Raw genomic sequence first — 24,818 nt, 5'->3', positions numbered from 1 at the left:
TATAATTAAGGGCATCGGATTCCAACCGTTTTATGTGCTTCTACAGACTTTCATATTTTACCTTCTTAACGATAACATGGAAGTGGACGATCCGGTATTTATTGTAATATTTTGACAAGTTTGTGTTTGGAAAACGCAAAAAACACCTGAAGGAAACGGACCGTTCCGTTCGATCAGGCGTATCTTGCCTTACAAGTATCTCATTATAATAAACCGAAACATGAAACGTTATTTTTGGACTGTTATGCTCTTACTGGCCGGCTTATTTATTCTACATCGATAAAATATCGATAACAGTCGGCCCACCATGTATATCCTTCCCGCTGACCAAGCTTTGCAAGATAAACCTCGATCACTCCAGTCTCCCGATCCTGTATGATGCTGAAGTTGGATAGCTGTAGCTTATCGGAATCCCCCTCTTCACGTTTATCTATCGTTGTAAGCGTGTTCTTCATCAGCAAACCGCGGTCGTCTACCTGAGCGATGATGAGCGGATGACGAGGGAAGTTGCCATAGGTTGCATGATCGGAAATATTGCCGATCCAGTAGATCTTGTCGTTTTTGATGCTCCTGACAAAAGCGGAAATGGTCGCTGCCGAGTAGAACACCTCCCGATTGTCAAAATGCCACGGCACAGGGTCGGTGAACGTTCTTCCCCCGTCATCGGAATAACAGTACCACTTATGCGCAGGCGTTCCAGGTTCGATGCGTGTGTTCCAATTTTTGTTTTCCACATTGGACCCGCGGAACACCGTCAAGATCCGGCCCGACGGCAGCATAATGGCGGCCGGCTCATCTACCCCTCTGGAAGATTGTAAGTCGCTGATCACGATCGGTCGGGAGAACGTAAGGTCATAACGCCCGCGAGATGCATTGAATATGCCGCGAACAACTATCAGGCCGTGCATGATTTCGGAACAAGAGGGGAAAACCTCAGCTGCGTCAAGGCCGCGAATACGCAAGCAGGCGTGCATGGAAGCGCCAATCGGAAATATAATTTCTCCGTTATCCAGAACATCGACACCGCAGCCCAGATAGGCCCGATTGTTGTCGGTATAGGCCGGGTCTCTCCAGTTATCCGGATCAAAATCGGCGCCTTTCTCATACTTGATCAATTCCGTTGTACGCTCATCACTTCCCTCTTTCCTTATCGACAGCAAGCTGTGGTCGACAAAGCTTACTTCACCGCTTCCCCAAAACCGCTTATACGCCGTATGATGACCATCAAAGAAAATCCTACGCATGTCAACCGATACAAAATGCCCGAAATGAGGATTAAATGTCTCTTTCCCATTATAAGTAGCGAGTTCGTCTTCACCTTTCGCCTCAACATTTCTGCTGTAAACATCCTGCCATTCCCCCCAGGTTCGTCCGTTATCGTCGGAGAATCGCTCGAATGCCGCATTGCTCCAATCCGATTCACCCTGCAAGCTCCTGCGTTCCACTCTCCTAAGTCCCGTACTGTCTACATAACGCTGCGATCTCTGATCTGTCGTTTTTTTATCCGGGGATTCGGCATATAGCTCTTTTCTCACCTTCATAGTTGTGCACATGCTCCTCTCATCGCCGTTTAAGTTTATTGTTGCTTATCGTATCGTGTTCAGTGCCAGAATGAATGCATTCGCCTGCTGTTCAAGAACCTGCGCAGCCGTGGTAGATAGCAGATTCAATGCGCGAACGGAAGGATCTTTGATGTAACGGTTAAAGTCCTCCATGTAAGCAACCGCCTGTTGTTCAGCCCCTTGATTCAAGAGCAGTTGAATCAGATCCAGCCGATACTTCAGATTGACGGCAAAACTGGACTGAATTTCGTTCTCCGCCGCAAAGTGTCCTACGGACAACAACATCCCGTTTACATGGACCGGTTCAATCGTTACCGTGATCGTAGCTGGAAGCGAGTATTCATGACCGTCATAAACACGAAACGTTACGGTATCCAGGCCCGTCTGGCCCAAATTGGGCAAATAGCTAAACGTCCCATAGGCAGAATCCGTCACACTCGCCGTTCCTTTCTGACCGTTCGCTACGAGACTATACGTTAACTCATCTCCATCGGCATCCACAGCGCGTAACGTCCCTCCGACTGCTGTATTTAACAGGGTAGCAACCGTCAAGTTACGTGTTAATGGCTTGGAGTTGGCTCCGGGGACAGGCGCTTCCGCTTCAATCAGATTCGTGACCAAATCGGCAGGATAAGCGAAATGATGCCATTTTTCAATGTCGATCTTATCGCCGATCTTATTCAAACTATTGTTTCCGCTCCAGTTGTTGAACACGTAAATGCCGTCTGCTCCGGCCTGATAGGCATCGTATGCTCTAAGACGATATTGCAGCTCACTCATTACCGTACTCGCCCGGTTAACCGGAATACCTTGCTTGATCAAATCTTCTTCCGCCTTCGTCAAGTCATGCCCGCTTAAGGAATGAGTCGTACCGATGTACAATTGGACGGCAGAATCGCCAACAGCCTCCACGAAAGGAGTTATGTCAAAAAATTGTTCATGACTGAGGGTAGTAGGGATGATCATATCAACCACTTCCTCGGCGATCCAGGCATCAATATCCAACCCGTATTGTTTATACCCGTCGTAAGGAAAACGTACCGTGATCTGTTTCGTCGGCAAAGCCTGTTGGAGCTCGCGCAACATCTGCGTAATCACCTCGGCTTTATAACGATCCCAGCGTTCCAGCCCGGCAGCCGATGTTTCATTTTTCGGCTCGATTCCATATTGCAGCAGGTACGCATCCGTTAGTTCGGACTTATAACCGAACAGATTCGGATACCTGCCAAAATCGAGGTTGATTCCATCTACTCCAGGGAAGGCGGCAGCCTCCAGCAGGACATTTTTCATATATTCCCGAACGGCGAGATTCCCGTAATCAACCCTGAAATTCACGGTCCCATTCTTATCCGCGATGCGATAGGGGAGCATTTGATTGTAATAAACTGCACCGTTTAAGTATCCGTTTGTTGCAGGATCATAGACTGCGTTCATTCGCAAGGAGGCATTCGTCTTTAAGCCCAGTTGGTCGGCTTTCTCGGCTACAATCTGCAACGGTGATCGTCCGCTGGCGTTGATGGCAGTAATTTGTTGTCGTGCCAGCTTATCCCCGTCCCTCATCTGACTCTCATAGGCTTCCGAGCCGGCAAATGGAACCCCGGCATATAAACTGTTATGGTTTAAAGTAAAGGTGGCGAGCAACTGCCAGTCAATCTGCCCGACATCCTTGCCAGCGTAAATCTCGACCCCTTTTTCCTCCAGCTTGCTTGTCGTGGGGAAAAATCCCTGAAAGAAATTACTGAATCCATCATTGTTGTAGATGGTTCGTTTGCCGGCGGCCCCTTCGCTCTGCGAATCATACAACGTCAACTCTTCCGCTGTCAGGCTTCTAAGCTTAAAATACGTAATGAAAGCCTGCTGACCCGGCAGCGGAGTAATCCGTATGCGCTCTCCAGCGAATTGACCTGCAAATAAAAATTGCTCTTCGATTGCCTTGAGACCGTAAGTGGTTCCGGTCACTGTCGAGATCCCTTCAACCTGTCCGCTTGCTTCCTCTCCATAAGAAACCTGGAACCCGCCGGCCTTGGCCACATAACCGACATAGACGGCATACCGTCCTTGGAGCTCCAGCGGCAGTTCCAACGAATGGGCGCCCGGTTCGTTTGCGATCCACAATTCGTCCTCATTGCTGCCCAAATCATGATATTTTCCCGTCTTCCAGCCGGCATACGGCGCCTTGAGTCCTTGGCTGTCTTCCAACCAGATCATGTCGTCGTACATGTAGACACTACCCGGTACAGATACCAATGCATCACCGGGGTTTACCTTATGAACCGAAGAATATACATAGAAGTCACTTGTTAATTCATTCACTTTGCGACTTTTATAATACAACTCCGCTTTAGCGGTCATGATTCCCGACTGTCCCCCAGGTGCAAGCGCAATCTGGAAACGGGTAGATGAAAGGATCTGGCTGATCTGTGCAATGATTTGATCGTCTTGGATCAACTTCGTCCGAATCTCCAGCTCGCCTCCGGACAACCAGTTGGGAGGAATATCATCCACCCCTCCTCCGAGCACGACTTCCTGCGAATCGGAATAGGGGGACGCCGATAACGCTTTAATTCGCGGTTCGACCTGCGCCCATTGCGGCAGTTCTCCAACCGTCATCTTCAGATGATCCAGATAAACCTCGTTATGACCGGAGACGCTATTCATCGAAGTATTGATGATTTTGAGCGAGTCCGCACCGCTTGAAACAGGAGGAGCTATGTTGAAGGAAACGATCCTCATCTCGTCAATGGACAGCAACATTTTTCCGCTGCCATCGTAAGCAATCCCCCACCGATGAAACAGTCCATCGTCTGGTATTAAATGCTCATAATCCGCAACCAGAATGCTGCTGGACTTCACCAGCACCTTGTCTCGCTGGAGGGTTACCTTCACCGTCTTCCCCGCTGCCTTCACTTCGAAGCTTAATCCTCTGATGATCCCTAATGTCGGCGCCTCATTCACTTCAATCAGATCATCGATCCGGGCATCAAATTCCAACAGCCACGGGCCTGCGCCTATCGGGAATACTTTGGTCATAAACGTGTACTTGTTGGCAGCTGCAGCGACTTCGTCTCCGTAGATCAAGTATTGGCCTTCGGGGACAGGTTTCATCATCACACCGTTAGGATTCGGCAACGTGCCGGTATGATCGGTGATGTAAGTTCCGCTGCTGGCACTCGTTACCGACCATCCCGATCCTGCCAACTGAGAAGCATCATCATCGAGAACTACCACCGCAGCGGCGGCGACTTTTTGCGGTGACAGCGTCAAACCGTTCCATTCCAACGAAAAAAACGAGAGAAAAAAGACAAGCGGCCATACAAGGAACATGTTTCGGCGCTTGATCTGAAAAGCTTCTAAACGAACCCTTCTCCATGATGATCGACCCTGCGTATGAGGTAGCTTTTTGGGGTTCACCACAAACACCTCCATCGATTGGGATTCGTTTATTTCCGATTTTGTTCTATATACTTGTTTACTTCTTCCTCCGCTTGACGCAAGGCGGAATTGATATCGGTTTTGCCGTCCCGCACTTCATTTACATATTTGGGCAGTATGGTTGCCGCCGCCTGGTTCGTATACTGATCGTACGTAGTTACGGGAGCGTACTTCACAGGACTCATGGCACTTATATTTTTGCCCTTAAACATATCGGCGTTCTGACCAAAAGCCGCTTTAATCTCGTTGCTTTTCAGAGGCGTCGTATAGGCATTTTTAGAGCGTTCCAACTGGAACGAATCGGACGTAAAAAACTCCATCGCCTGCACGGCCAGATCCTTATGATTACTTGTACTGGATAAGTACATATAATCCGGATAAGGCTGCACGCTTATACGACCTTTTTCCGGCAGTACAGGAATCGGCGCCATATCCCATTCCATTCCTTTGTAACGTTCTGGCGTATTGTAACTCGCTCCCAAGCCCATCCACATCGCCAACGTTCTGTCCTCGAAAAACATTTTCGCTCCATCGGGCGCCAGTCCCGCAGTATCCGACTTTTCATATTGCCTGAGGTACATCTCGGATACCTTTTTACCCATATCGTTATTAAAAATGGCTTTGCTCGTCTTTGGATCCACGTATTCAAGAGAAAAGGGATTCCTGCGAAAAAAAGTGGAATGCATGCGGACGCCATAATATTGCGTCCCGCCATCCATACGCGTCACCTTGCTGGCCAAAGCAAACATCTCATCCCATGTCCATTGATCGTGAGGAGGATAAGGAACGCCAAACTTATCGAAAATCCCTTTATTGTACAAGATTTGCGTCGGACTATCCTGCAGCGGCAGCCCGATCAGCTTACCTTCGCCAAGCTTCCGGTTCATATCGATAAATTCCGGGGCAAACCGATTCAAATCCATGTTATATTGCTTGACAAACGGTTCAATATCCGAGGAAAACTCATACGGTTTGAGATAGAGGAGATAACTCGCATTGGCGGCGAGAATAACATCAATTGGCTGTTTGGCGGCAATGTAGCCCTCTATGACCTTCGTGTTCATCCCAGTGGGCTTGATCGTTTTCGGAATAATATGAGGGTATTTTTTCTGCAGCGGTTCCCCAAACTCTTTCATAAAAGTGGCTTCATCCCACCAATAGGTACTGGTGCTCAGAAAATACACCTCTGTCGGCTCCTGAGGAATTACCGTCGTCTTCTGTTCTCCTTCGCTAGGCTTACTTCCCCCGCATGCAGCGAGTAAACTGATGGATGAAATCATGACGCAGCCCAACATTAACGAGTACCTTCTTTTTGGCATGTTAATTCCCCTTTTAAAAAAAGTAGTAGTGAGTATCTTCTACCGCTTACAACGCATCGATCACGCTGAACCCTATTTCAGCGGCGGCTGCACTTTTTTGCATACGCTTACATAGTTCCGGAGTATGTAAAATCCTGAATGCATATGGTTTCCCCCCTCCACGTTCATTGAAACCTTTTGAATCCATTCATTGGAAATTTGCAATTCATGCTCAAAACCAGTATGGTGGTTATACCATCGTACTGCAAATAATACCCATTCCTGGACTGCACGTCAACACTTATTTATTCCAGCCTCATTTTATGATACGATCACCCTATTAATAGAATTGGATGTGTGGGATATGGATTTAGCCGAGAAAACAACACTGCCACAAATCGTGTCTGATCGGATAAAGTTATATATTGTCGAACATGAGCTTAAAGCTGGAGATAAGCTTCCTTCCGCGAATCAATTGATCGATATGCTAAAGGTCAGTCGCTCCGTTGTCCGTGAAGCGCTGAAGATATTGGAGACGCTGGGGGTTTTGCGGATTCAAGCGGGTGGTGGAATTTATTTGGATGCGCCCTCATTTAAGCCATTTATGGATCAAGTATCCTTTCAATGGAAACATAATGAGCAGAGGATCAAGGAGCTTATCGATACACGGAGAGCACTGGAGCTCTGTGCTATTGAAATGGCCATCGAGCATTATGATCTCCATCTGTTGGAGCAGCTGGAACTTGCAAACAAGCAAATGGAACATAGCATTACAAAAAGAAAACTCCCGGTAGAGGAAGATCTAGCGTTTCATCGAGCCCTGTTCAGGGCGACGGGCAACCAGACCTTTTTCGAATTAAGCGATGTGGTAGGCGAATTTTTTAACCATATTCGGGAGCGGCATTTCGTCGATATCAGAAATACGATTGTCTCCTTCGAGGAGCATAAGCAAATAGTAGAGCAGATCCGAAAAAAAAATGTGGACGAAGCGAAAGCGATCATGAGGAAGCATTTGTCCGTGCTGGATGTGTTAATTACGAACCAATAGAATAAAGCTAATTATGTTCGTCAAAATAAAGGAGCTCCTTTTGAAAAAAGTCGTTGTATGTTGCCACGAGCAACCGAACAACGATTTTTTTTGTCATTTCATTGCTGCCGGTTCCATGATTCGTCTCAGAAAAATCTGGCGTATCCCCCCTTTTTAATTTTGTACATACGAAACGGAAATCCATCCATTTTATCCGCTCGTTGTTTGCCGTAGGATGAGCCTGAGTCCGATAATATCGAATGCAGACAAGGAGACGATACCGATGATTCAAGAGGAAACGAAATGGAAGGAAACTGGGAAACCGGCCTGGCAGCCGCTTCTGCAATATACATGGGAGCTGCATCAACGCAGCGTACGGCCGGCGGTGGCTCCGTTCCGGTATGATTGGGAGGAAATCGGTCCAGGGTACTGCTACGGTCCCGCATTTGGCCATTGGGATCTGATTCATGCCCTATTCGATAGGTTGCCTACCCACCAGGACCACGCCAAAAAGCAGTTTCTGAACTACCTCGGCTTTCAGGGGGAAAACGGCGTTTTGCCCGGCACGATTATAATGCGGGACGGGAATGCCAAATGGAATATGGAACTGAGCCACCCGCCGGTATGGCCGGTTGCTTTGGACGAATATGTGAGGCAATATGCGGACAACGATTTGCTTCATACCGGATACAATGCGCTTCAGCGGCAAATCGGCTGGTTCGAATCGGAGCGTAAAGCGCCCTTCGGCTATTACTACATGGACATTATGACGCGCAAATGGGAAAGCGGCGTCGACGACGGGATTCGGTTTGACCAAGCCCCCCGTCACCCATCCGCTTGTGTCGATGCGACGTCCCACGTCTACCAGTTGTATACATACGCCGCGCAGTGGGCCCGGCAGCTCGGCAGCGATCCGGAGCCTTTTGTGCAGCGCAGCGAGGAACTTAAGCTGGCGATTCAACAGCAGCTGTACGATGAACAGACCGGTTTCTTTTACGATAGTTGGACCATGGCGCAATCAGGTCCTAAACCGGGGGCGCAGGAAGGGATGTGGCCGCTTGTAGTAGGAGCAGCCACGCCGCAACAAGCGAACCGGGTGATCGACGAACATCTGCTAAACCCGAAGCGGTTTTTCACCAAACACCCGCTCGCTACCGTCGCCGTTTCCGATCCGGCGTTTGAATTGCGGATGTGGCGCGGGCCGGTATGGAACAGTATGACTTATTGGGCGGCACGGGGTTGTATGCACTACAACCGTTTCGACGCAGCACTGCAATTGCTGGAGGGGGCACTTGACGCCTCAGCCGAGCAATTTGCGCAGACAGGGGCGATCTGGGAGTTTTATCACCCGCACGGCGAAGCGCCGGACAGCCTCACGCGCAAACCGTATACGGCGTTTAACACGCCATGCCGCGACTACCTGGGACATAACCCGTTCCTGGCGATGGCTCGCCTGTGGCAGCACTTGAAATTCCAGTCCTGACACGGGCCTGTTTTCCTGTTCGAGTCACGAGCTGCATGCAAACAAACAAGCGGTTGAGCTGCGGAAACCCGCTACCCAACCGCTTGTTGCCGATCTGCCGCCCTGCTGCCAAACGGATCTGTTACAACGGCTGTGTCAATAACGCACCCGTGTTGTCAACTTGGATGGAATACCGGCTTCCGCCCGGCGCCTTCAGCACAAGCCGCTCTTCCCCGACTATGCCGAACGGCTGCCATTGTCCTGGCGTACCTCCCTGCACGCAAACCCAACCCAGCGTGCTTGACGATTGTGCAAGGAGGTTCATCACGAGACTGCCTTGACTCCATGTCCCCGACACCGGAATGGCGTCTGCCCATGTGACAGCGGCCCCTTTCGACAGAGCTTCCGGCGTATAGAGACGGGGAAGCGTGTTCGCGCCTCCGACAGGAATCCCCTCTCCCGTAAACAAGTTGGTTCCGGTGATCTTGATGTCGGAAGATTGGCTCTCCGGTTCTATCTTGATCGCAAACCGTTTCGCGTCAATGCTATTCCCGTCGAATAACGTATCCGTCACCACTTCCTTGAACACAAAACCGTAGTCCGTATGAACCAGCGAGTTGGAGCTAATGTGATGCCCGCTCGATGGAGTTCCGAGAAACTGTACAGCCCCATACGACGAATATACATCTTTGATCTGATTGCCGTGCAGCTTGACCTGCTTGCAGTTCCATAACGCCATCGCCACAGAACGGCTTGCCTCGATGTTATTGTCCGCAATAACAGGTGCGACCGCATTTTGAATTACCCATCCTTGAGCGCCTGTCGCGTAATCCTGATTGCCGCGGATCACTAATCCTTTTAAAATCTTCGAGATGGATAACATCCGCGCCTCGCCAACCGATCCGTAAAACAAATTGTTCGTAATGCGGACGTCTTCCGTATTGCCCTCATAATTGGAATTGCAGCGAAATAAATAGCGGGATCTCCCTTGATTGTTGTGAACCGTAATCCGTTTGTTCGGCAGGCCGACATTGGGCGTTAACGAGTTTACAAAATGCCCGGTGGAGTAAAAGGTATTGCCTTCAATCCATACATCTTCCACCAGCTCCTTGCCCGTCGAAGTTTTATTCGGCTCTATATCGATACACGCCACATAATTGTGCGGATGACTCATCACGTTATTTCGAATCCAGACGTTTCGTGCCGATACGATTGCAACGACGCACCGCCTCGGACCCGACATTTCATTGTCGTAAATGTAGATTTGCTCGCAAGGGTCCGTAAACGAGACACCGTTGTGGGAACCCAAATAGACACAATCTCCGTAAGGGTCGACCAGGACGTTATGATGGACATGGACGCGCCGCGAATCAATGATGCGGAGCAGATGCGATTGCTCTCCCAGTTCCCCGCCCGTATACTGCCCGTCCAAACGCAAACCGGCAATATGCAAGCCGCCACCGCGATACCCTAAAACGGAAAACATCCGTTTGCTATCCGATCCGTCCGGCTGCTGCATGCGAATGTCCGGCATTCCGATGCCGATGATCGAGTTGGTCAAATGGATCATGGTCTGCAGCACATACCATGCCGCCGTCTTCGGGACGAGAATCGGCTTCCCTTCGCTGGCAGCAGCAGCAAAAGCTGCCGTATCGTCTGTCACGCCGTCCCCCTTTGCGCCATAATCGAGAACATTCACCGCTCCGAGCTTGGCCCAATGCGCCAGCCACGGTTGCCCTGTTCCGTACACATTCTCTGTCACGGTCTGTGAAGGCTTGGCAAACACATCGGTCATAAACGCTCCGGATGCAAGCACAGCTCCTGCCATGCCGACAGAAGCAAGCATTTTTCTCCTGCTTAGCCCTGCGTGAGAACGTTCACTGTCCTCCCATTTGTTTGGTTCATGTTCCTTCATCCTCGATTCCTCCCTGCATGAAATAGGGCGCTTCCCACCGGGGTACGCTTCTGTTTCAGCATAGTTGAAATCGTTTTCATTATGAATGGCTTCCATTTACGCGCGAATGTATTCAATTTAATTCGTTAGACAGAATGGGTGCTGCGGTACATCGATGGCGTCACATTGAAGTATTTACGAAACAACTTGCTGACATAGTAGCCGTCCTGGTAGCCGATACATTCCGCAATCTGATTCATGGTCAGATTGGTTTCCAGCAGCAAGCTTTTAGCCCGCTTCAACCGGTAAGCAACCAGATACTCATTCGGGGTAACCGAAAACTGTTGTTTGAATTTTTGCGTAAACCGCGCCGGGCTTAGCTGCAAAGCGGACGCAATCTCTCGGAGTTCAAACGGCTCAAACGCCCGCTGCTGCAGCATCGCAGCTGCCTGAACCATGACGGGATCTGCGGCGGAGCTGCCTGCTTCGCCGGACGACAGGCCATGCATGGTTCTGTATTCTTTGCCATACAAGTACCACATATCTTGCACATAATGGTTGTGGATCATTATGCGATGGCGTTCGCTGCGCTTCTCCGCCTCCCGCATCATCGAGAAATTGGAGGAGAGCCGCTGCGTATTCTGGAAACTGATTTTACCGGCAATAAGCGGTGTCTCGGCATGGAGTCCCGCTTCCCTCCCGTCCAAATCGGTCCACCGCAGCCGGAGTACATAAAACGTTAACGGTTGAATAACAACTCTTCGCAGCACGGTCTGAGCCGGGCACACGACCCAATCGCCAAATGTCGCGATTCCTTTCTGGTCCCCAAACTCGTAATAAAACGATCCGTCCTCAACGGCAAAAATCGTCCAAGGCTGACACAAATCTTCGTAATACAAAAAACGGTCCTTGCGTCTCCAGTACATGGAGTAAAAAAGCCGCGGCACATAATTGTCGATCCGAGCATGTTCCATCCCAAAGTCCCTCCGTCAGGTCAGCAGGCCGTTTCGCAACTTCTGTTTTCGACCGAATTTTACCATATCATTTGTCAAATGGACAACGCCTTCCATCCGGATTCTGGCAGCCCAAGCTACATAGAACGTAAGTGGGAATTCTTTTAGCAAATAACTGTTGTCAAATCAAGTACAGTTATGATATGGTGTTAACAAAATAGAGAGAAGAGTTCCGGATATGGAATGGAGAACAGGAGAAATAGAAACGATGACTAACAAGAACAGCCAAGCTGTCTTCAGATTGGCTCTGCTGCTTGGCTTATTTTCGACACTCGGGCCTTTTACCATCGATATGTACTTGCCCGCTTTTCCGCAAATTGTCGAGCGTTTCGGTACGACGGCTTCCCTCGTCCAGCTCAGCCTGACCGCCTGTTTATTGGGACTTGGCATCGGCCAACTGGTCATGGGGTCGCTTAGCGATGTCTATGGCAGGCGCAAGCCGCTGCTTATTTCCATGGTCCTCTATATTGTCGCGGCTGTAGCTTGTGCAATCTCGCCGAATATTTGGCTGCTGATCCTGTCGCGGCTTGTGCAGGGGTTTGTGGCGTCGGCCGGAATCGTCATCTCCCGTGCCATCGCTCGCGATATGTTTAGCGGTCACGAGCTCACCAAATTTTTCTCGCTTCTCTTGCTTGTCGGAAATTTGGGTCCGCTTGTGGCACCGGTAGCGGGAAGCGGCGTTCTAGCGCTCACAAGCTGGGTCGGCGTATTTATCGCTTTGGCGCTGCTGGGAACTTACCTCCTTGCCATGACCAAATGGAGTCTCCAAGAAACGCTGCCGGTAGAGCGCCGCAGTCCCAGCGATCTTGCGCAGCAGCTGCGAAACTATGGATCGCTATTGCGTGACCGCTCCTTTACGGGTTATATGCTCGCGCAGGGGGTCATGATCGCGGGGGTTTTCGCGTACGTTTCCGGAACTCCGTTTATATATCAAAATATTTACGGGGTTTCCCCTACGGTTTTTGCTCTGTTGTTCGGATCCAACGGCATCACTCTGATTATCGGCTCGCAAGTGGTCGGTCGAATGGCTCACCGCGTGTCGGAACAGACCTTCCTGCAGCTCGGTTTATGGCTTGCAGGCGCAGCCAGCATCGCCGTCTTATTGGTTGCGATGTTCCACGGGCCGCTATACGCACTCGTGATTCCGCTCGTTTTTTTCGTAGGGGCCATCGGGATCACATCCACGGCAGCTTTTCCGCTTGCGATGGAGAGTCAAGGCCATATGGCTGGCAGTGCGGCTGCACTAATGGGCGTTATCCCCTTTTTACTTGGCGCGGTCGTTTCTCCGCTAGTCGGCATTGCCGGGGAAAACACGGCCGTTCCGCTCGGTGTCATTATTTTGTCAACGAGTGCAGCGGCGATGCTGTCTTACTTTCTGTTAGTTAAACGAGGCTTGGGAAAAAAGCAGGAACGCTTCGAGATAAAGAAGCAGGCGGAGCAATTCTGAATCGAATAAGTATAAAAGAAACAGCCAAACCCTGAATCGAGTGTTTGGCTGTTTTTGTACGTGCAGCTATCGGTTTTCCCAGTTTGGATTAAATCGTCTATAATAGGAGCATACATCTTCTATTTGTTGCAAGGAGCTTTGTTATGAAAAATGCCAATCCGCCGCTAAACGATGAGCAGTGGCTGCAGTTGCTGAAGTATGCAGCCGATTCATTCAATGAAGTAACCCTGAGTCGAGGGTTTCAATATTTTAAGCAGCAGTACGTTACCTCCCTGAACGTTACCGAAAATCGCGTCATTCAAGCAAAAGTAACCGGCTCAGAAGATTATGTGGTAACGCTTCAACTGGACCGGTTTCGATCCAGCTATTGCACGTGCCCTGTCCACACCTGCTGTAAGCATCAGGCTGCGGTTATGATGGAGCTCGCTGACCGACTCGGTTACCCGGCTGCCCACATCGTGAATGCCAAACAACAATTATTGCGGGCCGCAGCGCCCCCGTCTGTCCAAGCACGGCTCAAGGAATTGCCCCATATGAGTGTCGACGGCTGGCATGAATTCATGAACCAGGCTACATCTGTTGTGAAACCCGGCCATGATCAGAGGATGTACATAGAGGCGCTTCGGGATCAGTTGTCTAGTCTCATGAAGGGCCCCTCTCCGTTCCCGGAGATAGATTCGATTTACTTCGATCTGCATCAACTCTTGTTCATGCTGCGCAAAGCATCCGAATGGAGTTCTTCAGGCAGTCAGGTGCACCATATTTCCTATGTGAGGCCTCGGCTGTACGATGAAGTGCATGCGCTTCTGAACCAGAAAGCAGCTCTGTTCATTTTCACGCTCTCTGCAGAACGTCTGAAGCAAACGTTAAGTTACCTCCGACAGCTGCTAGCGGAGAATAAGGACCATAAGTATCTGGAATACGGCCTGTATACGGCGCTATGGAGATACTGGATCATGCCCCAGCCCGGGGCCGAAGAATGGGTGTCTCAGGAGTTGAATGCCTTGGAACGGCAGACTGCCGATAGGGGCTCCCCTTCGCTTGCAGCGGCGAAAGCTTTTCTTTATCTGCATCAAGCCAAAAGCGGCGAAGCATGGGCGGCGCTTGAAGCAAGCGGCGCGTTAGCCCAAGCACCGGCGAGTCTATTTCTCCCTTATCTGAATCTCCTGTCCAGGACTAGCGAGTGGGGCGCGTTGGTTGATTGGTTGAAACGAACGTCCCCGCACTTCTATGGCCCCATGACCAAGGAGCGCTTAGCCTATATAGCGTATTGGAAAGAAGCGGTCGAACATGTTCCCGAAGCCGAGGAGCCGCTGTGGAACGCGCTGGAAGGGATGCTGCCCCATTCGACCCAAATTGTCGAGGATATGCTGTACGAGCGCCATCACTGGAAGGCATGGATCGAGATGCAGATCCTGCTGGAACGCGATCCCTTCTATCATAAGGTAAGTGTGCTGCAGCCCATCGAGAAGGAGGAGCCGGAGCTTCTTCTACCTTACTACCACCAAGCCATCGAGCATTATGTCTCCCTCAAAAACCGGCAGGACTACAAGGCGGCGGTCAAGCTGCTGAAACGTCTGGAAAGAGTGTACAAAAAGATGAAACATCTCGAGCGCTGGGACCGTTTTTTCTCTCGGTTCCTGGAAAGAAACAGCCGGCTGCGGGCACTGCATGAAGAATTAAAGAAAGGAAAGCTGCTGGAATGAGCGAGAAACCAAGTACGAAACTAAGCGATATGTCGATCCATGCGGTAATAACAGATGCCGGAGATGCCTTGCTATGGGGGCTGAAGGACGGACGCACGGTAAGCGGCGATACGTTCCGCAAATTGATGTTCGCCTGGCACGAGCCCTCCTGCTACGGAACAACACTGGAGCTGCAGCAGGCCGGGGAGTTCGACGTGACGGTCCTCCCTTCGGAGATGGTACTCCCCTTCTTCGCCGAGCCGAATCTGATGGGCGTTCTCCGCTGGGAAAGCGGGGACGAAGGAACCAAGGGGTTATTCGAAGCTGCACCGCTTCTATATCGGGAAGCTCAAGCGGGCCGTTATATGCCGAGTTACAGCGCTTATCGGAACGGAAAGCTGCAATGGACGTGGGAGGCAGATTCGGACGATCTGCAACAGCTCAACTGGGAGGCGCTTACCAGTCTGGATATTTCCGGAGACAACCTGTCAGGACTTCGCTCCGCCTTCACGGCCGCCGTATCGATGAAGCACTATGCGAACGAAGCCGCCGTGTCCGATCTGCGGCGGGAATACCCCGCCTTGTTTGAGCGGCCGCGGCAGGCGGACTCAGCTATGGCGCTGACAGAGGAGGAATGGCTTGTATCGCTCGGCTGGAAGCCGGACCTGGCTCCCTTCCGCCCAGCGCTGCAATTGCTCGAGCCTGATGAAGAACAAGACGAATGGCGCCTGCGTCTGGTGCTGCAGGACAAGAGCGACGGTTCGACACTTGTGCCGATTCGCCTCACTACGGACGGACATGCCTCCGGCGTATGGATGCCCGACTGGAGCCCGTTCATCCGGGAACGTTCACCCGGATGGGCAACCCGACTGCTGACGACGCTTCCGGACGCGAGCAGCCGTGGTGAACTGTTCGCTGCGCCGTTAAACGACGAGGCAGCCTGGCACTTCCTGACCACGGACAGCCGCCAATTACTCCTTGACGGTTGGGAGGTTATGCTGCCCGGCTGGTGGGAAGCCGCCTCGAAGCGGAAGCCTCGCTTACGCGCACAAGTTACACCGGATGTAGGCGGCAAAGGACAGTCGTTATTCGGGCTGAATGCCTTAGTCGACTTCGATTGGCGGATTGCAATCGGTCATGCGGACTTGAGCGAAGCTGAATTCGCAGAGCTGTTGAGCCGCAAGGAGCGATTGATCCGTTTCCGTGGCGAATGGGTCGTTCTGGATCCGGCTCTGCTGGAGAAAATCCGCAGGCTCATGGCAAGCGTGAATCAGGAAGAAGGCTTAACTCTGCAGGACATTTTCCAACTTCACTTGTTAAGTGAATCGGAGCCCGAGATAACAGGCAAGAACGGACGGACATCCCGGGAAGGCGCTGACGATCAAAAAGACGAAGAAGATCAACCTCGACTGGAGGTAGAGTTGAATGCCCACCTTCTGGCCTTACTTCGTCAGCTGGGGCAACCGTCGGAATTGACTCCGCTACCCGTACCGGACGGACTGCGCGCCGAGCTGCGCGGCTACCAACGCGAAGGGTTCACTTGGCTCAGTCATCTGAGAACGTTCGGACTGGGCGCTTGTCTCGCCGATGACATGGGACTGGGGAAAACGGTTCAATTCATCACCTATTTGCTTCAGCACCGGGCGGAGGATGACTTCCCCGCCCTGCTCATCTGCCCGACATCGGTGCTCGGCAACTGGCAGAAAGAGCTTGCCCGATTCGCCCCTGAACTGAGGGTTAAACTTCATTATGGGAGGGGGCGGCTCACGCAACAGGAAATTGCTGAGGCTGTGGAGGATACGGACGTCGTCATCACCTCCTATACGACGGCATTGTTGGATCAGGAAGTGCTGCAGGAGATCGTATGGAGCTCCCTTTGTCTCGACGAAGCCCAGAACATCAAGAACGCGCAGAACAAGCAATCGGTCGCCATCCGCTCGCTGCAAGCCAAACATCGCATTGCAATGACCGGAACGCCGATTGAGAACCGCTTGTCGGAGCTGTGGTCGATCTACGACTTCCTCAACCCGGGCTACTTAGGGAATCAGCGCGGGTTCCAGCACCGCTTCGCGAATCCCATCGAGAAGCATCAGGATGCGGAGCGTACGGCACAGCTCCAGAAGCTCGTCAAGCCGTTCATGCTGCGGCGCAAGAAGAACGATCCGGCCATCCAGCTCGATCTGCCGGACAAGCAGGAGATGAAAGTGTATATCCATCTGACCCCCGAGCAGGGTGCGCTTTACGAGCAATCGGTTAAGCAGCTGCTGGAGCGGATGAACACTCTGGAGGGGATCGAGCGCAAGGGGGCGATTCTCGCTGCCTTGACTCAGCTCAAGCAGCTGTGCGACCATCCCGTGCTGCTGACGAAGGAAGCTGTGCCCTCTGAGACCGTGCTGCAGTTCGAAGAGCACCGGGAAACGTTCGTCAACCGATCTGCGAAGCTGGAACGACTGTTGGCCATGGTCGACGAGCTGCGGGACGAGGGCGATTCCTGCCTGATCTTCACCCAGTACGTAGGCATGGGTCAGATGTTGGCTGACGTGCTGCGGGTGCATCGGGGTGAACCTGTGCTGTACTTGAATGGCAGCACACCCAAAAACGAGCGCGATAAGATGATCGATACGTTCCAAGCGAGAGACGTTTCGGGTCCCGGCATCTTCGTCCTCTCGCTAAAAGCCGGCGGCGTCGGCCTTAACCTGACGGCGGCCAATCACGTCTTCCACTTCGATCGCTGGTGGAACCCGGCTGTCGAGAACCAAGCAACCGACCGCGCCTACCGGATGGGACAGAAGCGCAACGTGCAGGTGCACAAGTTTATATCCCTCGGCACGCTGGAAGAGAAGATCGACGAAATGCTGGAGAGCAAGATGAGCTTGAGCGAAAACGTTATTTCCACCTCCGAAGGCTGGATTACCGAGCTCTCGAACGACGAGCTTCGCGACTTGTTCGCGCTGCGGCAATCGTGGTGATACGACATACCTTGAAGCGCAAGAACGACGAATCGGAACTTGCGCTTCTCGCTGTCATCCTGAACTGCATGATTAAATTTCCGGCTTTCGTTACTTCAACGAAGCCCCACTGGAAGGGCGTCCCTTTATTGGCGCTAAAATATCGAAGTACACCTCGTCGTCAACGATAACCGGTTTAAAGGTGTCCAACCCCTGTAATGCCACACTACCGACTGAATTTCCCCATCCATCGAATTCTGCTCCATGACATGGACAGCGGAAGAAAAGACCATCGGTTGCGCTCCGGCCCGCCTCTGGAACAGGTTCTACACTGCAACCCAGATGTGTACATGAAGGCGACATCAGGAGTAGTTCATCTTGCGCATCGTTTGTCACGTAGAGGAATCCTTGAACTGATTTTGCGACCCAGGCGTCTCGGATGGTTGCCTCGTAGCTGATCTTTTCGAAGCTTTTTATTGTACTTAGCTGGTTGCGACCACCAAGTTTTACAAGGCTCCCTGGTCTTTCTGGGGTAACCCTCTCTTTTTTCTTCATCGCTCCATAATAAAATAAAGCGGTACTCCCCGCCAAAATTCCTACCGCCCCTAGCCCCAATTTACCGGAGGTGCTCAAGAAAGTTCTTCTTGTGATCTTTTTTGGTAACCGTCCTTTCATCCACTCACCTCTGAATAGATTTGCAATCCAACTTTAACCTACAACCCTCTCCCACCACCGAACAAGTTCCTTTATTGGACGACATCCGCCTCCGGCAAGGTGATATAAACGGCATCAATTTCACTCTTTCCATCGATTAATGCTTTTGCAATTCGATGACCCCCGTCAATTAATTGTCCTTCGGAACATAATAATATGGGGTATTCCATGTTTGCGTTGATAATCCGCTGACAATGAAACGCAACATTGCGTATAGTTGGAATGGGTCTACTACCGCTATCTTGAAACCAACAATCCTGATCAAGTTCCTTGATGGAATCAAGCTTGATTGTACGAACCGGTAAGCTCTTAGATAATTCCCACAGTTTCTCTACGTCCCAGAAATGTCGCTTTCCATCAATGATCCTTCCGTGTTTATGCTTCATTCGTGAAAGTAACTCTCCCACAATTATCACCTCAGCTTTCAATACCCACTCCTTTGACAATTCGGGACCTGGATTCCTTTTTCCTTCTGTAGAGTTAAACAGCTTGCAGCTTAATGAGCCGTTCGTATGCTCATCCGAGATGCTGGAGAATGACAACCTATAAGATGAAAACGACAGCCCTTTATGGCTGCCGTTTTATCGTGTTTATTGAGCTATTTGGCATAAAATGCATATCTTCCGGTTTCCGTTCGAAACTGTCTACTATACGCACGTTGAATTGGTCTCGCAGTTCGGACGTATGCTTCGGCACCTGATCGTATTTAAAATCCGGAGATCGCCTTGAACGTGGTGCGGATTTCCCGGGTCGTTCGATGGGCTTATGCGGATGCGGAATGTATCCGGCGCGATAACTTGAACGCGCAGCTGCTCGCCTTTTTGCAGAGATAGATGAAGCTGATTTTATTCCACGGTGGACTCCTTTCCAAACCTTTATTTCGGCTTCGCCGTCTGAATTTTTTGATTGGCCGTTTCTTCGGCATCGCGAAACGCTGTATTCAGATCTTTCACACCGCTAATCGTTGCAATAACCGCATTGTAAAATTCGGTCGTCGCGATGCTGTTATATCGCGTTACTGCGCTCGCAGGACCGTATTTTTGCGGCAGCATCGCTTTCGTATTTTTACCTTTGAACAACGGAACGTCTTGACCGAACGATTCCTTAACCGTCTTGCTTTGCAAAATGGTCAGCATTTTCCCTTCCTTCGACTTCTGCAGTTGAAACTCTTCCGATGTGAAGTAGGAGATGACCTGGAACGACTGATCTTTGTATTTGCTCGTATTCGTTATGTAATAATACGTCGGGTAAGGCTGAGGGCCGACCGATGGCGCATCTTTAAAGACCGGAAACGTAGCGATGTCAAAGTTCATTCCTTCCAGTTGGGCGGCATGCGTACCGGTTATTTCAAGGAACATGGCCGTATTGCGGTCTTTGAAAAAACGATTGTTTTGAACGCCGACATCCAACGCTTTCGCCGTTTTGTCGTAGCCGGGAATCGTATAATACCGGATGAAATTATCGGCAAACTTCTTCCAGCCATCCGTATTGATGACGGCCTTCTCCGCAGCCGGGTCGATCGGATTCAGCGAACGGGCGTTCATCAGAGCCAAATGTCCGAACGGCATTGCCAGCCCATAATACTGCGTGTCCCCGTCTTTACGCGTAAGCTTCTTGTTTAATTCTTCAAGCTCATCCCAGTTCATGCCGTCCTTCGGATAAGTAACGCCGAATTTATCGAACATATCTTTGTTGTAATAAAGCGCTGAGGGCGGGACGTACGCAGGCAGTCCATACATGCCGCCTTTGGCGATTTGCTTGGCCATATCCACCGTCGTCGGCTCCAGTTTGCTCAGGTCATAGTCATACTTTTTGATCAGCGGGGAAATATCGTATTCCATTTTCGGATCCAGCAGCGTAGGCGGCGTCGCTCCGATCGAGAAAAACATAATGTCGATTTTCTGGCCTGCCGCAATCAGTTCGGTAATGCTTGTTCCCGGCTTCGAACCGCCAACGATAAACTTGGGAGTGATGTAGGGGAATTTTTTCTTGAGCGGTTCCCCCATAATCTTATTTAATCCGTCTTCATCCCAATCGCTAATAAACGGATAATACAAGATCAGTTCGATAGGATCTTGAGGCGGTTCGTTCGCTTTCACCGCCTTCCCGCCGTTTTCACCTCCTATATCGGTCGCCCCCTGGCCATCCTTCCCGCTTGTGCATCCTGTAACCATCGCTGTTGCCAGTATGAGCGATAGCAATGCCGCAGCACTTGATTTCCCTTCCTTTATGACCATTGTTTTCTCCCCTTTAGTTGATTTACAATTATTGTATATGGAATCGCATACATTTCGTAGGTCGATCGATTGCAAGGAATAGTCTAACGATGACTGTTTTGGAGTGTGCGGATTCCATCTATGGAAACTCTCCCGGTAAAATGCGTATTCTCCTCCAGCTATACTTTATATATAATATATAGAAGTAATCATCGCATACAGGAGGGGTAACGATTTGTGCGCAAAATCGAACGGTATCGTATTCGAACTTTCCAGCGGCGGATATTTGCGTGTTGATTCGATATCCCCTAATACGTTCCGGGTTCGCCTTCATGAAACGAACGACTTTCCGGAGTCTGCTCTCGAACGTTACGGAATCGTCCTTCATCAGAGTTCAAGCGACTATACGTTGGAACACGATGGTCCTATGTCTACCATTCGCACGGACAAAGCAGCGTTAAGAATCGATACGCGAAACGGTTGTCTTTCTTTATACAACGAGCGCAACGAAATGATGACCCGTCATGCCGAACGTTGCTGGTCCGATTCGGTGCAAGGATTCAGAGCGTCTTTTTGGCTGGCCGAGGGGGAACGCATATACGGGCTGGGCGACAATGAGAGATTTCGGATTCAGCACCGGGGACATCGCGTCGAGATGTGGATCGAAAACTTAAACCGCTACGCGCCTATTCCTTATTTGATGAGCAGCCGAAAATGGGGGCTATTTCTAAACACGACTTGGAAGCACGAGTTCGATATCGGCCATACGGAACGTGACATTTTATGTATCAGAGGAGCGCGCGGCAAGCTGGACTACTTTTTGATCGTCGGCGACTCCTATGCAGAACTGCTGGACCGTTATACTGATGTGGTCGGCAAGCCGGCATTGCTGCCCATCTGGGCGTACGGCTTAACTTACGTTTGCCATCGTCAAGTCAATGCACGCGAGATGATCGACGATGCGCTCAATTTCCGCCGGGCGGGTATTCCTTGCGATACGATCGGGCTCGATGGAGGCTGGATGGATGTACCGGGCGATTCTATTCACAAAAAATGGCATCCGGAACGATTCGCTCTTCCCTCTTATTCCAAAAAATCCGATACATTTATCGGCGCATTGGACAAGCTGGGCTTCAAGCTTAGCTTATGGCTGACCAGCACATATGACATCAGTACAGAGGAAGAACGAACGGCCGCAGCAAAGTCTTCGGCTTCAAGTGTAAACTCGCCCTCGAACGAGGAGCCTTGGTACGATCATTTGTGGAAGTTTGTCGATCAAGGCGTAAGCGCGTTCAAGTTAAGCGGGGCGCCCTTCGAGCTTGAACCGCACGGACGGTCTTGGGGAAACGGAATGAGCGACGAAGAGATGCATAATTTGTATCCGATTTTGCTCGCCAAGCAGATGCACCTCGGGTTTAAGGAGCAGACCGGCCGGCGCTCGATGATCTATATGGCCAGCGGGTACAGCGGAATGCAGCGGTTTGCCGCTACTTGGGCCGGAAGCTCCACGCAGAAGCCGGCTCTCGTCTCTATGCTCAATCACGGAATGTCCGGTCACGTCCATACAACCGAAGATATGGATGTATCCACTCCGGAAGGCATTCACTTCGGTTTTTTGCAGCCATGGTCGCAGGTGAACAGTTGGGCTTATTGGCGTCATCCGTGCTTGTTGGAGAATGATTTGCTGCAAACGTTCAAAATGTATGCCAAACTGCGCTATAGCCTCCTGCCCTACATCTATACGGCCGCTCACAACGCCGCCCGGACCGGTGTTCCGATTGTTCGCGCCATGCCACTTACATTCCCTGACGATCCTTATTCGGACGAGCTGCTGCAGCAGTATATGTTTGGGGATTCGTTCCTCGTTGCTGCGTTTACGAACACAGTTTATTTGCCGGAGGGCGTCTGGTTCGACTTTTGGACTGGAGACCGGCACATAGGTCCGAAACAGATGGAGTATGCGGCAGAAGCCCCGGCCAGCGGGCCGTTATTCGTAAAAGCCGGCGCTATCGTCCCCATTTGGCCGGAAATGAGCCATATCGATCCGAAGCCGCCGGAGCGAATCGGTCTCCATCTTTATTTGTATGGCGAAAGCGAATATGTTCTCATTGAAGACGATGGAGTATCTTACGCCTATTTGGAGCGGCAGGTCGTCGAAACGAAAATTAGCTGCCGGACGACGGATAAACGATCTACAGTTCGGATCGATGCCCGCGAGGGCCACTGTGAAGGGATGCCAAGCAGACGCAGCTACGATATAGTTCTGCATGTTCCAGCCAAGCCGCTGCAAGTGACGGTAGCCGGAAGCTTGGCAGAAGAAACGGCTCACCTGCCGGAAAACGGCTTGGCGGCTAACAACTGGCATTTCGACCGCGCTTCACGGCTCGTCCGACTTGTCGTACAAGAGCAGTCGGACATGACGATCGAGATAGGCTATGATGCTTCATTTCATCGGGAGAGCCCGGCGAGACCGATTCGAAACGATATATCCGACTCGCCCGGTACGAACGCGTTTTGGGAAACCGAGCTGGAAATCGGCCTGGAAACGGGAGATCGCGTAAAAGCTTACGCGGCGCTGGAGGAATGGTGGATCGAACGGATCGAACGGATTCCGAATATGGACGATGCGCGCGTAAATATGCTCCTTGTTTGCGGCTTGTTCGTCCGTGTCTGCAATCGCCAAGGGTGGAACGTTCAAACCGTACTCGACGACGAATACGATGCTTTTGTCAATATACAAGCTGTGTTCAAGAAAGAGCAAGGCTACGAAATCATGCGGCGGGCTGTACAACAATTGATCGATTACCGGCGCTCTGCCAAAAAATCGAATATCCACCCGTTAATTAAACAATTAACCGAAATCGTAGAAAAAGAGATCGACGGCAATATGACGCTTCATACGTTGGCCGACCGGCTTCACGTCAACTCTTCGCACCTGAGTCGGATGTTCAAGCAAGTGGTCGGTCAATCATTCTCTGATTACGTGATGGTCCGAAAAATGGTGCGAGCCAAAGCGTTGGTAATTGCAGGAAGCAGCGTCTCGGAAACGGCTCTGCAGCTCGGATACAAGGATACGAGTCATTTTATTCGCGTGTTCCGCAAATATTGGGGTGTAACTCCTGGAGCTTTAATGCTTTACTGAACTTAAGCTTTCTTTATTGTTCAAAAAAAGTGCCGATGTGACTAAGTTGTCACACGGCACAAAGTTTAAAGTTATTATTTCGGTTGCTCGTCTATCATCTTCTGCGTCTCTTCCGCCATCATCCGCAAGCCTGTATGGAGATCGACCGTTCCGGCAAGTAGTGCATTCAGATGCTTCTCATAGATGCTCCTCGCTTTGGAATCGACGTTCGTTGTTGCTGCAAGCGGTGCGAAAGGATAATAGGTGACCGCTTTCCAGTTTTTATCCGGAAAAGGCGATTTCGATCCAAGTGCCTCTCTCACTTCCTTGGCCCTCGAAGCCATCAAGGTGCCGCCCTTCGAATTTTCGACAAAAAAATCGAGCGAGATCCAAAATTTGATCGCTTCCATCGCCGCTTCTTTATGCTGGCCGATATCGATGTTATGTTTGTGGATCAAGTCGCTCATATCGTACTTCAGATCGTAATCGAGCAGCGCCTCCTCGAATCCTCCCCGCGAATCATCTGCCCGCTCGGTTTGTGGACCGTTTCCTTCCGCTGCGGTATGCGGCTTTCCGTTACAGGCCCCCAGCAAGGGTGTCAACGTCAACAAAAACAAGAGGCACTTCAGAAAAGCGGCCTTTTCTTTCAACTTGGAACACCCCTTCTTGTAATTGTGATATTTCAATAAATTTGGTATCGCTTACAATTTAGGTTTATTACGTTGTTTAAAACATCGCTTTTGTTTCCGCTTCCCCCTCCTTGTGTTCAGCCCAATCGGCTATATCTTTTATGCAGAATAACAACGTCATTCTTGACTCTCACTGAGAGTATATTTTGAACACCTCTCTGAGCATTAAGGAAATCTCGCATCTCATCGGTTACGATAACCAGCTTTACTTCAGCCGGCTGTTCCACAAAATGGAGAGCATGTCCCCGAAGGACTACAGGGCGGGGAAATTCAGACATCGTTAAAAAACAAACACCCCTCGATAAAAGAG

At 50.7% G+C, this 24,818-nt stretch carries 16 protein-coding genes; 7 read left to right on the top strand and 9 right to left on the bottom strand.

The window, feature by feature from the left end; translation table 11 throughout:
* Window positions 1–266: 266 nt before the first annotated feature.
* Genes D7M11_RS04325 through D7M11_RS04315 form a run of 3 tightly spaced genes read right to left on the bottom strand, consistent with a single transcriptional unit; the run spans window position 267 to window position 6,274 of the window.
* Window positions 267–1,541 carry a sialidase family protein gene (locus D7M11_RS04325; RefSeq protein WP_120745935.1) on the bottom strand — a complete coding sequence of 425 codons (1,275 nt, stop codon included), beginning with the start codon at window positions 1,539–1,541 and terminating at the stop codon, window positions 267–269.
* A 45-nt stretch (window positions 1,542–1,586) separates the two neighbouring features.
* On the bottom strand, window positions 1,587–4,973 hold the full coding sequence (locus tag D7M11_RS04320) for an FIMAH domain-containing protein (protein ID WP_158606423.1): 3,387 nt from the start codon (window positions 4,971–4,973) through the stop codon (window positions 1,587–1,589).
* Between the two features lie 29 nt (window positions 4,974–5,002).
* Window positions 5,003–6,274 (bottom strand): ABC transporter substrate-binding protein, encoded by a 1,272-nt coding sequence (locus D7M11_RS04315; protein ID WP_205127024.1) that lies wholly within the window; start codon window positions 6,272–6,274, stop codon window positions 5,003–5,005.
* Window positions 6,275–6,647: 373 nt separating this feature from the next.
* Here D7M11_RS04315 and D7M11_RS04310 point away from each other — a divergent pair, with 373 nt between their 5' ends.
* Together D7M11_RS04310 and D7M11_RS04305 are read left to right on the top strand one after the other, a co-directional pair.
* Window positions 6,648–7,340 carry a FadR/GntR family transcriptional regulator gene (locus D7M11_RS04310; protein WP_240040957.1) on the top strand — a complete coding sequence of 231 codons (693 nt, stop codon included), beginning with the start codon at window positions 6,648–6,650 and terminating at the stop codon, window positions 7,338–7,340.
* Window positions 7,341–7,602: 262 nt separating this feature from the next.
* Window positions 7,603–8,802, top strand: a complete 1,200-nt coding sequence (locus D7M11_RS04305; protein ID WP_158606421.1) for an MGH1-like glycoside hydrolase domain-containing protein — start codon at window positions 7,603–7,605, stop codon at window positions 8,800–8,802.
* Between the two features lie 121 nt (window positions 8,803–8,923).
* On the opposite strand, the gene D7M11_RS04300 is transcribed toward D7M11_RS04305, so the two are convergent.
* Entirely contained in the window at window positions 8,924–10,696 is a 1,773-nt protein-coding gene (locus D7M11_RS04300; RefSeq protein WP_158606420.1) for a glycosyl hydrolase family 28-related protein, read from the bottom strand.
* A 125-nt stretch (window positions 10,697–10,821) separates the two neighbouring features.
* Window positions 10,822–11,649 carry a helix-turn-helix domain-containing protein gene (locus tag D7M11_RS04295; protein WP_120745929.1) on the bottom strand — a complete coding sequence of 276 codons (828 nt, stop codon included), beginning with the start codon at window positions 11,647–11,649 and terminating at the stop codon, window positions 10,822–10,824.
* A gap of 247 nt (window positions 11,650–11,896) precedes the next feature.
* Here D7M11_RS04295 and D7M11_RS04290 point away from each other — a divergent pair, with 247 nt between their 5' ends.
* The 3 genes from D7M11_RS04290 (at window position 11,897) to D7M11_RS04280 (ending at window position 17,789) form a co-directional block, all read left to right on the top strand.
* Window positions 11,897–13,135, top strand: coding sequence for a multidrug effflux MFS transporter (locus tag D7M11_RS04290; RefSeq protein WP_120745928.1), 1,239 nt, complete (start codon window positions 11,897–11,899; stop codon window positions 13,133–13,135).
* 143 nt (window positions 13,136–13,278) lie between these two features.
* Window positions 13,279–14,841, top strand: a complete 1,563-nt coding sequence (locus tag D7M11_RS04285) for an SWIM zinc finger family protein (protein WP_120745927.1) — start codon at window positions 13,279–13,281, stop codon at window positions 14,839–14,841.
* Complete coding sequence (locus D7M11_RS04280) at window positions 14,838–17,789, top strand: DEAD/DEAH box helicase (protein ID WP_240040949.1); 2,952 nt, start codon at window positions 14,838–14,840, stop codon at window positions 17,787–17,789. The genes D7M11_RS04285 and D7M11_RS04280 overlap by 4 nt, the downstream gene beginning before the upstream one ends.
* A 90-nt stretch (window positions 17,790–17,879) precedes the next feature.
* On the opposite strand, the gene D7M11_RS04275 is transcribed toward D7M11_RS04280, so the two are convergent.
* From D7M11_RS04275 to D7M11_RS04265, 3 genes are all read right to left on the bottom strand, one after another.
* Complete coding sequence (locus D7M11_RS04275) at window positions 17,880–18,443, bottom strand: QcrA and Rieske domain-containing protein (RefSeq protein ID WP_120745926.1); 564 nt, start codon at window positions 18,441–18,443, stop codon at window positions 17,880–17,882.
* 71 nt (window positions 18,444–18,514) lie between these two features.
* The gene (locus D7M11_RS04270) at window positions 18,515–18,868 is read right to left on the bottom strand and encodes a hypothetical protein (RefSeq protein WP_205127022.1); all 354 of its coding nucleotides are present in this window, start codon (window positions 18,866–18,868) and stop codon (window positions 18,515–18,517) included.
* Window positions 18,869–19,357: 489 nt separating this feature from the next.
* Window positions 19,358–20,719 (bottom strand): ABC transporter substrate-binding protein, encoded by a 1,362-nt coding sequence (locus tag D7M11_RS04265; RefSeq protein WP_120745924.1) that lies wholly within the window; start codon window positions 20,717–20,719, stop codon window positions 19,358–19,360.
* A gap of 214 nt (window positions 20,720–20,933) precedes the next feature.
* On the opposite strand from D7M11_RS04265, the gene D7M11_RS04260 reads away from it, so the two are divergent.
* Window positions 20,934–23,840: a TIM-barrel domain-containing protein gene (locus D7M11_RS04260; RefSeq protein WP_120745923.1), complete on the top strand. Its 2,907-nt coding sequence runs from the start codon at window positions 20,934–20,936 to the stop codon at window positions 23,838–23,840.
* Window positions 23,841–23,914: 74 nt separating this feature from the next.
* Here the strand turns inward: D7M11_RS04260 and D7M11_RS04255 are convergent, their stop codons facing one another.
* Window positions 23,915–24,427, bottom strand: a complete 513-nt coding sequence (locus D7M11_RS04255; protein ID WP_205127021.1) for a hypothetical protein — start codon at window positions 24,425–24,427, stop codon at window positions 23,915–23,917.
* Between the two features lie 227 nt (window positions 24,428–24,654).
* Here D7M11_RS04255 and D7M11_RS04250 point away from each other — a divergent pair, with 227 nt between their 5' ends.
* Window positions 24,655–24,792: an AraC family transcriptional regulator gene (locus tag D7M11_RS04250; protein WP_240040948.1), complete on the top strand. Its 138-nt coding sequence runs from the start codon at window positions 24,655–24,657 to the stop codon at window positions 24,790–24,792.
* Window positions 24,793–24,818: the final 26 nt, after the last annotated feature.

The sequence above is a fragment of the Paenibacillus ginsengarvi genome (assembly GCF_003626695.1).
Lineage (GTDB): Bacteria > Bacillota > Bacilli > Paenibacillales > NBRC-103111 > Paenibacillus_AB > Paenibacillus_AB ginsengarvi.
Note: the sequence above shows the minus strand (reverse complement) of the source record. Positions and strands in the feature narration are given on the sequence as shown.